12 protein-coding genes are annotated in these 13,755 nt (G+C 52.0%); 10 read left to right on the top strand and 2 right to left on the bottom strand.

Going from position 1 to position 13,755, the window contains the following annotated elements:
* Positions 1–212: 212 nt before the first annotated feature.
* From ABXT62_RS09860 to ABXT62_RS09850, 3 genes are read left to right on the top strand one after another with little or no spacing between them, the layout of a single operon-like run.
* Positions 213–1,067, top strand: coding sequence for an SDR family NAD(P)-dependent oxidoreductase (locus tag ABXT62_RS09860; protein ID WP_415355086.1), 855 nt, complete (start codon positions 213–215; stop codon positions 1,065–1,067).
* Between the two features lie 38 nt (positions 1,068–1,105).
* Positions 1,106–3,046 (top strand): flavin-containing monooxygenase, encoded by a 1,941-nt coding sequence (locus tag ABXT62_RS09855; protein WP_415355085.1) that lies wholly within the window; start codon positions 1,106–1,108, stop codon positions 3,044–3,046.
* Positions 3,047–3,058: 12 nt separating this feature from the next.
* Positions 3,059–3,841, top strand: coding sequence for an SDR family NAD(P)-dependent oxidoreductase (locus ABXT62_RS09850; protein WP_415355084.1), 783 nt, complete (start codon positions 3,059–3,061; stop codon positions 3,839–3,841).
* Between the two features lie 10 nt (positions 3,842–3,851).
* Here ABXT62_RS09850 and ABXT62_RS09845 read toward each other — a convergent pair whose 3' ends face one another.
* Positions 3,852–4,988: an acyl-CoA dehydrogenase family protein gene (locus ABXT62_RS09845; RefSeq protein WP_415358197.1), complete on the bottom strand. Its 1,137-nt coding sequence runs from the start codon at positions 4,986–4,988 to the stop codon at positions 3,852–3,854.
* Between the two features lie 181 nt (positions 4,989–5,169).
* Between ABXT62_RS09845 and ABXT62_RS09840 the strand changes: the two genes are divergently transcribed.
* From ABXT62_RS09840 to ABXT62_RS09810, 7 genes are all read left to right on the top strand, one after another.
* Positions 5,170–6,597, top strand: coding sequence for an aldehyde dehydrogenase family protein (locus ABXT62_RS09840; protein ID WP_415355083.1), 1,428 nt, complete (start codon positions 5,170–5,172; stop codon positions 6,595–6,597).
* 2 nt (positions 6,598–6,599) lie between these two features.
* Positions 6,600–8,090: a glycerol kinase GlpK gene (glpK, locus tag ABXT62_RS09835; protein WP_415355082.1), complete on the top strand. Its 1,491-nt coding sequence runs from the start codon at positions 6,600–6,602 to the stop codon at positions 8,088–8,090.
* A gap of 18 nt (positions 8,091–8,108) precedes the next feature.
* Entirely contained in the window at positions 8,109–8,294 is a 186-nt protein-coding gene (locus ABXT62_RS09830) for a hypothetical protein (RefSeq protein ID WP_415355081.1), read from the top strand.
* A gap of 98 nt (positions 8,295–8,392) precedes the next feature.
* On the top strand, positions 8,393–9,370 hold the full coding sequence (locus ABXT62_RS09825) for a phytanoyl-CoA dioxygenase family protein (RefSeq protein WP_415355080.1): 978 nt from the start codon (positions 8,393–8,395) through the stop codon (positions 9,368–9,370).
* Positions 9,371–9,552: 182 nt separating this feature from the next.
* Entirely contained in the window at positions 9,553–11,043 is a 1,491-nt protein-coding gene (locus ABXT62_RS09820) for a B12-binding domain-containing radical SAM protein (RefSeq protein WP_415355079.1), read from the top strand.
* A gap of 253 nt (positions 11,044–11,296) precedes the next feature.
* Positions 11,297–12,244: a DUF808 domain-containing protein gene (locus ABXT62_RS09815; protein ID WP_415355078.1), complete on the top strand. Its 948-nt coding sequence runs from the start codon at positions 11,297–11,299 to the stop codon at positions 12,242–12,244.
* 117 nt (positions 12,245–12,361) lie between these two features.
* Positions 12,362–12,583, top strand: coding sequence for a hypothetical protein (locus ABXT62_RS09810; protein WP_415355077.1), 222 nt, complete (start codon positions 12,362–12,364; stop codon positions 12,581–12,583).
* A gap of 47 nt (positions 12,584–12,630) precedes the next feature.
* Here the strand turns inward: ABXT62_RS09810 and ABXT62_RS09805 are convergent, their stop codons facing one another.
* Positions 12,631–13,506, bottom strand: coding sequence for a helix-turn-helix transcriptional regulator (locus tag ABXT62_RS09805; protein WP_415355076.1), 876 nt, complete (start codon positions 13,504–13,506; stop codon positions 12,631–12,633).
* Positions 13,507–13,755: the final 249 nt, after the last annotated feature.

Below are 13,755 nucleotides of genomic sequence, written 5' to 3'. Positions count from 1 at the left end.
GCCACCTACGGAATCAGTAGGGAGGCCATCAGGCCCGCCTAGTGTGGGTTTTTTTGTGTTACTGTTTTGACAATACTGACGGCGCCACTCGCCGACACTCTTTGGGATGTCGGGCTGATGCTGTGTATGAATCCACCGGTAGCGGGCGCGATGTGTGGGGCTCTCTAGCTCTGCGTTGTTGCCCGCCCATAGCGCTACAAAGGTATAGTTGAATGAAAGATTTTGCAGGTAAAACGGCGGTCATTACCGGTGGCGCCAGCGGCATCGGGCGCGCAATGGGCGCGTTGTTTCTCGACAAAGGCATGAATGTGGTGCTTGCCGATATCGAGCATAAAGCGCTGGATGAGACCGTTGCCGCGCTGAACTCGGGTAGTGGTCGGTGTGTCGGTGTGGTGACCGATGTATCCAAGGCAGAGGATGTGCAACATCTCGCCGATGCCGCTGTGGCTGAGTTTGGTGGCATCCATATCGCTTGCAATAATGCCGGCGTCTTTGCCGGCGGCCTGCTGTGGGAGGAGAGTGTTGCTGATTTCGGGTGGCAGCTCGATGTCAACGTCTGGGGTGTTATTCACGGCATACGCACCTTTGTGCCGATCATGGCAAAGCAGGATAGTGATTGCCACATCATTAACACGGCGTCTATGGCAGCGCTTACCGCCATGCCATACTCCGGCATCTATCACATGACTAAACATGCCGTATTGGGCCTGAGTGAGTCGCTCTATCACGAATTGGCGTTTCATGTGCCCAACGTAAAAGTCTCTGTATTGTGTCCGGAGATGATTAATACAGGCATTGGAACTTCAGAACGTAATCGACCTAGCGCCTATAGTCGCGACGGCGATATCGTTGAGTCAGAGGCGCGCACGATGGTTTCCGAGGCGATTGCTGAGAGTGTTGCGGTTGGCATCGGCCCTGAAGTTATGGCGCAACGCGTGTTTGATGGCATCGTCGCGGAGCGTTTCTACTTGCTCTCGGAGGAGGCGTGGCGCGAGACGGCACATACCCGGCTAGACGATATACGTCTGGCCCGTAATCCAACCTTTGCGCCGCCAGTCGATCTCTAGATTCGTCGCCTCAGATAGCACCTCAGGAGTTTCTCGTAATGTCAGGTACTGCCCAGTCCAGCTTTTCCATTCCGGACGATGATGCGCTCATCGCGAGCGCGCTGGAGGAGGCCAGTATCCCCACCCTAATGATGAGCATGATTCACATGAGTGGCGATGCAAGCCTTCTCGACGGTGCTATTCGTCCTGCAGGCGTGTTTATTAACGAGTATCAGGGGTACATGTCCGAAGAAGACAAGGCGACGGTGCGAGCTCGGGCACTAGAGATGATTAAGAACTTTCGTGATGGCGGCTGCCAGCTTCCGTCATCACCTTCACCGGCGACCATTCACCGCATGATGAATTTCATCGTGGCAGGTGATGTGCCTGAAGACTATGTGCCGATGATGCTGGAGGAGATGGAACTGGACGGCATAGACCAGCGCAGTGACGCTTGGAGCGATGAGGTTCCAGCAGAAGCACGAGCGCAGCATAAAGTGCTGGTCATCGGTGGGGGCATGTCAGGTGTATTAGCAGCCTATCGCTTGCAGGAGGCAGGGATTCCCTTTGTGGTTATCGAGAAGAATTCTGCAGTGGGTGGCACCTGGTTTGAAAATCGCTACCCGGGCGCACGGGTCGATGTCGGCAATCATTTATACAGCTATTCCTTCGAGCCAGCACACCATTGGACGCAATACTTTTCGCAACAAAAAGAGTTGCAGCAGTATTTTGAAGGGGTTGTCTATCACCACCAGTTGGAGCAGCACTTTCGATTCAATACGGAGGTAACCGGCGCCGTGTTCGATGAGGTGAGCAAGGAGTGGACCGTCAATACTACCGACAAGGATGGTGTTGAAGAGCAATACGTTGCGAACTCCGTTATTAGCGCGGTGGGGCAATTGAATCGCCCAGTGCTGCCGGATATTCCAGGGGTCGATTCCTTCGCCGGACAGTGGTGTCACTCTGCAGCCTGGGACGACAGTATTGATTGTCGCGGTAAAAAGGTAGTGGTAGTAGGCTCTGGTGCCAGTGCGTTTCAGTTGGTTCCAACGATTGCCGGCGACGTTGGTCAGCTAACCGTATTTCAACGTTCAGCGCCGTGGATGTTTGAAAACCCGATCTACCATGAGGAGGTGCCACAGGGAAAAAAATGGTGTTTGCAGAATTTGCCTTTTTATACCCGCTGGTTCCGCTTTCTGATTTTCTGGCCCGCCTGTGATGGTGCCTACGATACCGTCTTTGTTGATCCCGAATGGCCACATCAGGAGCGTTCAATCAATGAGATGAACGATTTTGTATACCAGATGTTTTTTGATCATATTAAGGGGCAGGTTGGTGACGATGAGGAACTGCTGAAAAAGGTGACGCCTGATTATGCTCCGATGGGTAAGCGCACCTTGCAGGACAATGGCAGTTGGCTGTCAGCACTCAAACGCGACAATGTTGATCTCGCTACCCAAGGTGTGGCCAGCGTCAGCGCAGGCGGTGTTACGGCGAGTGACGGCACTTTTTATCCTGCAGATATAGTCATTTATGCCACCGGTTTTGAGACCGACAAGTTTTTGTGGCCGATGGCCATTAAAGGCAGAGGAGGCAAGTTGCTGTCCGATAAGTGGGGCATTGAACCATCTGCATACCTTGGAATAACGGTGTCTGATTTTCCTAATTTCTATTGTATGTACGGTCCCGGCACTAACCTAGCGTTTGGGGGTAGCCTCATTTTTAATGGCGAGTGCCAGATCCGTTACATTATGGATTGTCTCAAGACGTTGATGCAGTCTAAATATAATTCCATCGAGTGTAAGGGAGACGTGCACAGAGATTACCAGAAGCGTTTTCGCGCATTGCATGCCCAGCTAGTGTGGGAGCATGATTCTATCAAGACCAGTTTTTATCAAAATGCTGAAGGCAAGGTTACCTTGTTGTGGCCGTGGAAGATTCTCGACATGTGGCGCTGGACCAAGGAAGTGAACAGCGCCGACTACCAATTTGAAAATTAGAGAGGTGCCGGTATGTCCCAACTGAAAAATAAAGTGGCTATTGTGACGGGGGCAGCCTCAGGTATTGGTTTGGCCTGCGCACAACGATATGCCGCCGAAGGTGCGACCGTCATTGGTATGGATAGGAACATGTCGAGTGATTGGTCTTCTGTTGAAGCGCAGGCGCCAGCTAACCGTTTTCACCAGGTCGATGTGACCGATGGTGAAGCACAAAGAGCGGTAGTTGCAGACACCTTGAGCGAATTTGGAACAATCGATATTTTACTCACGGCTGCGGGCCTCGGCGATGGCGGGCCCGTGGGGATGTTAGATGAAGAAGTCTGGGACCGTGTGATTGATGTCAACCTAAAGGGCACCTTTTTGTCCATCAAAGCGGTGCTTGATGCAATGATGGCGCAGCGGTCCGGTAGTATTATCACCATTGCCAGTGTCGAGGGGCTTAATGGCACCGAAGGCGGTAGTGTCTATAATGCTTCCAAGGGCGGGGTGGTTCTGTTGAGCAAGAATGTCGCAATTGACTATGGGCGAATGGGTATTCGGTGCAACGCGATTTGCCCCGGTTTTATCGATACACCCATGCTTAATGGTGTGATGGACCTAATGCCCGAACTTAAGACAGATGTTATTCGAGAGACTAAAGTGGGACGACTGGGCAAGCCCGAGGAAATTGCTGGAGCAGCCTATTTCCTTGCATCAGACGACTCCAGTTATGTTACGGGACATACCCTGGTAGTTGACGGCGGCTATACGGCCGGCCATAGCCACGGGATCGTCCAGATGATGGGGCTGGTGTGAGGGCCTATTCCTAGCGGCCCAGTATTGAACGAGCGACCAGCTCCCGCATGATTTCAGACGTGCCGCCGTATATCCGTTGAATACGGGCATCGGTGTAGAAGCGGGAGATGGGATATTCAGTGGTGTAGCCGTAGCCACCGAATAATTGCAGACACTGGTCGACAGTTTTGCACTGCATTTCGGTGCTGGCGTATTTCAGCATGGCAGCATCTTCCGCAGTCAGCCTTTGCTCCGTATACGCATCAGCACACTTTTCATAGAAGGCGCGGTTGATGGCGATTTCAGTTTTCACTTCGGCTAACGTGAAGCGGGTATTTTGGAAGCTGGCTATCGTCTGGCCGAAGGCTTTTCGTTCCAATACGTAATCTACGGTTATGTCCAGCGCGCCTTCGGCGGCGGCAATAGCCTGAGCAGCGATGCCCAGACGTTCCCGCGGCAGCTCGGTCATCATAATGACGAAGCCCTTGTTGAGTTCACCCAGTAGCGAGGAAGCGGGCAGGCGAACATCCTGAAAAAACAGCTCGGCAGTGTCGGACGTGTGCTGCCCCATTTTCTCAATTTTTTTGCCGCGCGCAAAGCCCGGTAGTGTGGCATCCACGATAAACAGCGAGGTGCCCTTTGCGCCTTTGCCGGGGTCGGTAATTGCTGCAACGATGACAATGTCTGCCAGCATGCCATTGGTGATGAAAATTTTGGAGCCGTTGAGTATCCACTCGTCCCCGTCCTTGACCGCTTTGGTGCGAATGCTCTGCACATCTGAGCCAGCACTGGGCTCCGTCATGGCCAGGGCACCGAGGGCTTCGCCGGTGACCATTTTTGGCAGCCATTGGGATTTCTGCTCTTCAGTGCCGAAATGTTCGATGTACGGTGCTACGATATTGCTGTGAATACTGTAACCCGATGCAATGCCACCAAAACTCAGGCGAGACATCTCTTCAATAACGGCAAAGGTGACCTCAGGTGTGGTCCCCGCAGCGCCGTACTCTTCTGGCATATCAGGGCACAATAATCCAGCTTGCCCCAGTGTATGCCACAATTCTCTGGGAACACTATGCTGCGCTTCCCACTGCTCAATATACGGGGAAATTTCCGCTTCTAGGGCGCGGTGTGCCATATCGCGAAACAGGGTCAACTCTTCATTATCCATGGCGATGGGTCTCTGGGGCAGTGAATAAGGTTGGCGATTTTGCGTGATTTTTAGGCGACAGACAACGACTGATGCCATCTAATTGCAAAAACTACCTCTTGGGCCAACTCGGTACTAGTCAGTGGCGCTGAGAGTGCTTAAACTGGGTCGACTTTACAAAGGCTAACTCAGGAGAATAACAATGCGCGAGAACAGGCAGTTTTACATAAACGGTGAGTGGGTAGACCCAGTGTCTCCCAACAGTTTTGACGTGATTAATCCCGCGACGGAAGAGGTCTGTGGACATATATCCATGGGCTCCGAGGCTGATGTTGACAAGGCAGTTGCTGCGGCAAAGGCGGCATTTCAGACATTTAGTCGCACGAGTACTCAGGAACGGATTGAATTGCTGGAATCGTGTATCGCGGTCTACAAGAAATATTATCTCGATATTGCCGATGCGATTCGGGAAGAGATGGGCGCACCTCACACGCTAGCGACCACTGCGCAGGCCTATACCGGGCAGGGACATTTGGAGGAGGCGCTTAGGGTTCTGCGGGCTTTTGAGTTTGAGGAGGACCTGGGCGAGCATCGTATCTTTAAAGAGCCTATTGGCGTTTGTGGCCTGATTACGCCGTGGAATTGGCCGATTAACCAGATTTCCTGCAAAGTTGCGCCGGCGCTGGCTGTGGGCTGCACGATGGTATTGAAGCCCAGTGAAGTTGCACCCTTGTCGGCCTATTTGTTTGCACAAGTAATGCATGAAGCGGGCGTGCCTGCCGGCGTGTTCAATATGGTCAATGGGGATGGTCCAGTAGTGGGTACGGCGCTGTCGAAGCACCCTGACGTGAGCATGATGTCTTTTACAGGATCGACTCGCGCCGGCTCTCTAGTGGCTCAAAACGCGGCGCCCACGGTGAAACGTGTGACTCAGGAGTTGGGTGGAAAATCACCCAATATTATATTAGATGATGCTGATTTGGAGACAGCAGTCGCCGGCGGTGTCAGACATATGTATACCAATACAGGGCAATCGTGTAACGCACCTTCGCGCATGTTGGTGCCTGCGGCCAAGCTGGCTGAAGCTGAAGCTATTGCCGCTAAAGTGACAGAGTCAGTTGTTATTGGAGACCCAACGGCGGAGACGACGACTATGGGGCCGGTGGTTTCTGAAGTGCAGTTCAATAAGATTCAGGGTCTGATCGAGCAGGGTATCAAGGAGGGCGCAAAGGTCGTCATTGGAGGGCTAGGTCGCCCCGAGGGTCTCGATAAGGGTTACTTTATTCGGCCGACGATATTTTCTCAGGCCAACAATGAGATGACGGTCGCCCGGGAAGAAATTTTCGGACCGGTACTCACTATGATCCCTTATGACACTGAGGAAGAGGCGATTCGCATTGCGAATGACACGCCCTATGGGCTGGCGGGCTATGTGCAAAGTGGCGACCTCGATCATGCCCGTGAAGTGGCCTCGAGGATCCGTGCCGGCAATGTGCATATTAACGGCGCATCCGGCGGTTTTAATGTGCCGTTTGGTGGCTTCAAGCAATCGGGCAATGGTCGCGAATGGGGTAGCCATGGTTTCACCGACTTTCTTGAGATCAAGGCAGTGGAAGGTTTCGGCAAGTAGATATGAGTAAGTTTGTTCTTGGTATCGATCAGGGCACCACGGGAAGTACCGTGGCTCTGATGGATGCCAGGGGTAAAGTGCGCGCGCGCGTTAACTATGAGTTCCCGCAAATCTATCCTCGACCTGGTTGGGTAGAGCAGCGACCGGCTGATATCTGGGCTTCGGTGGGAAAGGGGATTCGTGCAATTTTTCGCAAGGGCATTTGCAAGCCCAGTGAGATAGTCGCGATTGGCATCACTAACCAGCGCGAGACATCTCTGCTGTGGGATAAGGAGACCGGTGAGCCCTTTAACAATGCCATCGTATGGCAGTGCAGGCGCACATCAGAATTCTGTGAGTCACTGCGGGCAGCAGGACACGAAAATGCCGTCAAACGTAGATCCGGCCTGGTGCTGGACCCTTATTTTTCCGCCAGTAAATACCGCTGGTTGCTGAAGAATACGGTCGGTATATCGAAAGCTGTCAGAAACAAGCGGGTAGCCGCAGGTACGATAGACAGTTTCCTTGTTTGGCAGCTTACCGGGGGCGACGTGCACGTCACCGATGTATCCAATGCTTCGCGTACCTCGCTGATGAACATTAAAACGGGGCGCTGGGATCAGCACCTTCTTTCGCTGTTTGAGGTGCCGCGGGAGATGCTGCCCGTGATCGTTCCGTCCAGCGGGATTCTTGGGCGCACCCGGGGAGTTGCCGGCCTGCCGGATGGTATTCCCATTTCCGGCATGGCCGGTGATCAGCAGGCGGCGCTCTTTGGTCAGGCGTGCTTTGATGTAGGCGATGCCAAGTGCACGTTTGGAACCGGCTCATTCATCCTGATGAATACCGGGGCGGAACGCCTGCACTCTCATTCAGGTCTGCTGACCACTGTAGCGTGGCAGTTAGGGGAACAGGGGAAGTTGGTCTACGCTCTCGAGGGTGGGGCCTTTGTCTGTGGAGCAGCGGTTCAATGGCTGCGCGATGGTCTCAAGATGATCAAACACGCGCCTGATATTGAAGCGTTGGCAATGCAGGTTAAAGACCACGGGGGCGTGGAGTTTGTGCCCGCATTAACGGGACTGGGTGCGCCCCACTGGGCCCCCGATGCACGCGGAACCTTTACCGGCATAACCCGCGGCACACAGAGAGGTCATATTGCCCGCGCAACACTGGATGCGATGGCATTACAAAATGCCGACATTCTGCGTGCGATGGAGCGTGACTTAGGTAAGCGCATGAAACCGTTGCGTGTAGACGGCGGGGCTGCGGTCAATAATTTGTTAATGCAGATACAGGCCGATTTGCTCGGTCGCCGACTCATTCGGCCACAAGTGATTGAAACCACGGTGGCCGGAGCCTGCTACCTCGCGGGTCTCGGTGTAGGTCTGTGGGAAAGTCCGGCGGAGGTGAAAAAAATCTGGCGGGTAGAGAAAGAATTCTCACTGACCATCAGTGCCCGTGCTCGACGGCAGCGCTTTTCCAGCTGGAATGATGCGCTGCAGCGTACTTTGCTGTAGCCGTATCAAGAGGCGATCATGTCCGATGTTATTCCGTTTCGCAAACCCTCCCTGAAGGAAAAGCACAAGGGCAATACTTTATGCCGCCATGGTCACCACAAATGGGAACTGGATAAGACAAATCAGTTTGATGTTAAGCAGGGTAAGCTGGTAACAATTTATAATTGCGTTCGCTGTCGTAAGCAAAAGGTGATGTCGCTTTGAGTGGCGGGTGTCTTCAGGATCAAGTGCTGGCCGATAGAGTGGACGCATTAACCCAAATATCGTAGAGTTTCCTGCGGTAATACCTCATTGGAGTAGCTATGCCTGAGTTTCAAATTTCGCGGGAGAGCTTGGAGGCCAGAGATGCAGTGTCAGACTGCGACTCGATAGCGCAGCGTATAGAGTCTTATCGGCATCTTTACCCAGCAGATAACCCAAAACTTATTGTTGCTAGTGAATCTGCTGATGCGGTGCCTGTCGAGTGCTGTATACCAGAGGTCACGCTAGAAGAATTGTCTGCTGACTGTTTGCGTAGTGCACTTGCAGAGCACGGCGCTTTAATTGTGCGGAATATGTTTTCACAGGAGGAAGCAGACACTTTGGTCGGGGCCATAGATCACGTTTTAGATGCCTGCGGAAAATCTAGGGTAGAGCGAGCTAATCTTTCCGGTACGTACCACAACCCACCAGCAAACATGTTATCCATCATGCCTAATAAGGGCATGGAGCTTGGCAGCTTAAGAATGTTTAACAATGCGAGTGGAGCAGCAATGTGTGTTGAAGCTCCCAGTGTTGCAGAGACATTGCTGCAGCTCTATGAAGAACATGGAGTGCAGAAGCTGGTGGGAGACTATCTGGGTGAACCGGCATGTCTGTCGGTGAAGAAATGGGTGCTACGGCGCTCCAAGTTACCCGTTGATAAAGCTGGGTGGCATCAGGACGGCGCCTTTATGGGGACCGACATTAATAGTATTAATATGTGGATACCACTGACTGAATGCGGCGGTGAGACAGGAGCCCCTGGTATGGACGTCGTGCCGGAGCGCCTCCACAAGGTTGCCTCTTCCGACGGAGCTACCTTTGACTGGTCTGTCAGTGACGAGTATATCGACAGTAGTGGCTTTAAAAGCCAGCCCGTTGCGCCCGTATTTGGCGCGGGGGATGCGATGTTTTTTGACCATCTATATTTACATCGCACCCAGTCTCGCGATGATTTCACCAAAGTGCGTTATGCAGTAGAAACATGGTTTTTTGGTGCTTCGACTTTCCCTAAAGATCAGATACCTATGGCGTGGTAGTTCAGTGCCGCTGTAAAGTCATGTGAATGGGGTCGTCAGGAGGGATAGCGGCTTCAGGGTGAACTGGTGGCCTTAGAAACCCCGAACACTCTATGGATATAGTGCTTATGGACATTTGACGCCTGGATGACTAAACTTGGGTGAAGTACGGTCTATACAAAGCAGTCATGGAGAGTGCGCTGATGGCGAGAATAGCGATAGTTAAACTGTTTAACGGGTTGAATTTGGCGCCAGCGCAATTGGCAGGTCAACTGTTGGCAGCAGGGCACGAGGTAAAGGTTCTTTACTTCAAGGAGACCGTTGCACTCCCGACAGATGAGTCGACTGGCTATCTTGAGCTGGACTACCCGGGTATTGGATTCGTAGCAAATGGCAAACAGTTTTCGGTTGATCTCTATAAGCCGGTTGGCGATGTCGAACAGCAGCTTTTAGTCGATGAGTTAAAGGCTTTTAATCCTGACTGTATCGGATTTACTGTTTTTTCTGGGTTGATCGGAGTGTGTGGTGAAGTTAATGACCGGCTGCGAGAGCATTTCGACTGCCCCTTTATTTGGGGTGGCCCTGGCCCGACTCTCGAGCCAGAAAAGTGCATAGGTTTTGCCGATGTCCTCTGTATCAATGAAGGCGAGGCTGTGATCGTCGAGTTAGCGAACCTGATTGATGCCGGCGATGACTATTCCGATATTTTAGGAACGTGGTGTAAGCGCGGTGATGAAATTATCAAAAATGAAAACCGCCCGTTGATGGAACTGAATGATATTGCCTGCCCCGACTGGGGGAGAGACCGCTATGTTTACATTAACGAAGACAAAATAGAGCGAGACTATTACCCCGAGGGCTCGAAAAGCTATTCGATAATGACTCAGCGGGGCTGCCCGTTTTCCTGCCATTTTTGTATTGAAAGTAAATATCAGGATATGTTTGGGCGAAAAAATTCTCTTCGTCGCAAGTCAGTGGACAGCATAATTGATGAGTTGCTTTGGGCGAAAAGCCATTTGCGTATTAAGAAAGTGATGTTTTATGATGATGTGTTCACAGTCCACCCGAGGTGGCTTGAAGAGTTTTTACCCCGCTATACAGAAGAGATTGGATTGCCATTTTGGTGTTACTCTTACCCGACCACACATGATAGATCGCTGCTGGACAAGCTCAAAGAAGCGGGTTGCGTTGCCATCACTATGGGCGTGCAGTCGGGCAGCGAACGAGTTCTGAAGGAGCATTTCAACCGCCCCACTAAAACGGACCGGGTAATCGCGGCCGCAGAGGAGATTGTCGGCGCTGGTATTACAGGCTTTTATGATTTGATTACCCGTGTAGATTTCGAGACGGTTGATGACCTAGAAGAAACCTTCGAGTTTTTGCTCAGGTTCCCCATCGACATGAACACTTTTATGTTGCCGAATATGACCAGCTATCCAACCTATAAGTACAGTGAGGATGTGATAGCAGCTGAAAGCGCAGGTTTGCTGAGAAGACCGTCAGAAGAGGATTATGATTTTTATCATCATCTTTACCTCCTTTCCCGCTCTACGTTACCTGTTGCAAAGATCCGCGAAATCAAGAATGATCCAAAGTACAGAGAGAACCCTGCATTGATGGCAGCGTTTTTTGATCACACGCCAGTGCTGAATTTCACCGACCCAGTACCCCAAAGAGTGCGTCAAACAGCTTAGGCGTTTCGATATTCTTGATCTGTAAAAAATCGCGTCTAGCCGTCATTGCGATGCGCTATAGCCCTTGAACGGTTTGTCGTGAGTTTGTTCGATCAGTCAATGCTGCATTGTTTCGCGGTATAAGCTGTTCTCTTCCATTACAGTTGCGTGCCGCGACTGGGCAGGTGCACTCCTGTGACTAGCGCAACTTATTCCAACTCATTCACCTTGGCATGCCGCCGTGGTTAGGTGCTCTAGTAGGGGTCAACTTTAAATGGCAGGAGGCAGCTTACTTTTATTGCTAGATGATATCGCAGCAGTGCTGGATGACGTAGCGCTGATGACTAAAATGGCGGCTAAGAAAACCGTTGCTGTAATGGGTGATGACTTAGCCGTTAATGCAGAAAAAGTGACAGGCGTGCGCGCTGATCGAGAGTTGCCCGTTGTGTGGGCCGTCACAAAGGGCTCGTTGCGCAACAAGTGCATCCTAGTTCCCGCGGCACTTATCATTTCATTTATCGCGCCTTGGTTAATTGGCCCCGCACTGATTTTAGGCGGACTGTTCTTGTGTTATGAGGGCTTTGAAAAAATTGCCCACACAGCTTTTGGCGATAGTACAAAGAAAGCAGCGCATCACCAGAAGTTAGTTGAGCGCTTGGCAGACTCTTCGCTTGATCTTGTGCAATACGAGCAGACCAAGATCAAAGGGGCGATACGCACGGACTTTATTCTGTCGGCTGAAATAATTGTTCTGACACTTGGCGTGGTTTCTGGAATGACTTTCTTGGGTCAGGTTTTAGTCGTCTCTATCATTGCATTTGCTATGACCATCAGCGTGTATGGTTTGGTTGCTGGCATCGTCAAACTCGATGATGCCGGTCTATATCTGATGGAGAAGAAAGGGCCGGGTGCCTGGCTAAAATTTGTGCGCTGGATGGGTTGGCGTTTCATTATATTCGCCCCTTGGTTGATGAAATTTCTGGCAGTGGTGGGTACCGTCGCCATGTTTATGGTGGGCGGAGGCATTCTTGTTCACGGCTTTCATGAGTTGCAGGAGGGTGTACAGTCGCTGGCAACCTATATCGGACAGATAGAGACCGTCGGACCGTTGCTGGCGTTCTTAACGCCAACCCTCTGCAGTATTTTAATCGGGATAGTAGCAGGGGGGCTGGTGTTAGCAGGTGTTACGTTGTGGCGCCGCCTAAGGAGGAGGGAGGACTAGCCACCCCTTACTCACGTGTCGCCTTTTCAATCGGATTGAAAAGGGGACAGATGGTCTGTGGGTGAAGCGACTGGGATCATAGTGCCACGACTAGCGAGTAGCGAAGGAAGTGGCATTATGACGACGACAGCAACAGCAACAAAGCGAATCGAACACCGTATCACGCGTGAGTTAGTGCAGCGTAGGCAAGGGGCCGCTGATCATGAGCACATCACGCCATGGGCAGATCGGTTGATCGCTATTGGGGCCGTCACCGTGGGTCTTTTGATTCTGGGTAGCTATGCTGAAGAGCTGCTGTGGGCAGCGGTAGCGGCGGCAACAGTTTTCACGCTTAGGTAAAGGTGCAGACCCTGTGCCCTGCGGCAGCACTTATCCCTTGGCGCTGTCTACCCAAACAGCCAGGGTTTCAATTCAGACCGATTTTCTACCACAATCTGTTGGGCGGTCGAATCCTCAGCTAATTCCTTGGGTTCGATATGCAAAAGATGTAGCACATAGGGCACAAGCCGCGCGCGGGTAGAAACCTCCAGTACACCGTTCTCCATGCCGTAATCCATCTCTACTACTTCCTGCTGTTCTGGATTCAGTCTGGGGTCGGGTACGATACGTACGGTGATGTGAGTATTCCACTCGGTATCGCTTTCAGCGCCATGCTCCGATTCATCCATGATGTCCGGGATGCCTCGGAATCGACTCAGTACGAAGTCGCGATACTCGGCGTTTTTCTCACACCAGGCGCGCACATGCCAACGCAGCCCGCTATAGACCAGAGTGTGGGGCACAATGATTCGCCCCTCTCTGTCTGGGTGATTCAGGGACACGTAGTCTACATCGAGTCTCTTTTGCTGCCTGGCTGCCTGCATGATGGGACGAAGCACCTCAGGTTTGACGTCACGCACCGGTAGTGAGAGCACCTCGACGTTGGCCACATTGAGTGACAGCGATTCGAACACATTCATCAGTTCGTTGTTGCGCGCCATCAGGTGCAGATATTCATCGGCCAGCCCCTCGGTCACCTGTGGTTTGAATTTGAGTGTCGGTTTGTAGCCTTTGAGAAACTTGTCGTACTCCAGGTTACCAGGGCCAACTTCACGGATGTAGTTGTTGATGTCTTTACTGGCTTGTTGCCGGCCAATGCCGAAGGTATCGCAGAGATGTCGGGTGGTCAGGCGTCCTTCCCATAGCGCGATGGTTTCGATAAAACGGTAGCGCAACAGAAGATCCCAGCGAAAAGGCCATTTAAGATCAGAGTGGCTTGCCATACTTCTATTTCCAGTAGTCTCACAGGGTCAGGTTCTAGTATATCACTGACATTCACTAGCTGCGCGTTCCCCCCACGCCTTCCCATCGGGCGATAGCGAAAACAATTGTGTAGTGTATCGCCCAGCGAGGCAGGCAAATGGATCAGCTTGGGCTGGCCTCCGCTTACAATATCATCAAAAATCATCGTGGCTTTATAGACGCACCCCGTGTGTTGCCAATGAAAATCAGACAGGTAGTGGGCACATAAT

Origin of the sequence: Halioglobus sp. Uisw_031, from assembly GCF_047729875.1 — a bacterium.
Classification (GTDB): Bacteria; Pseudomonadota; Gammaproteobacteria; order Pseudomonadales; family Halieaceae; genus Marimicrobium.
Note: the sequence above shows the minus strand (reverse complement) of the source record. Positions and strands in the feature narration are given on the sequence as shown.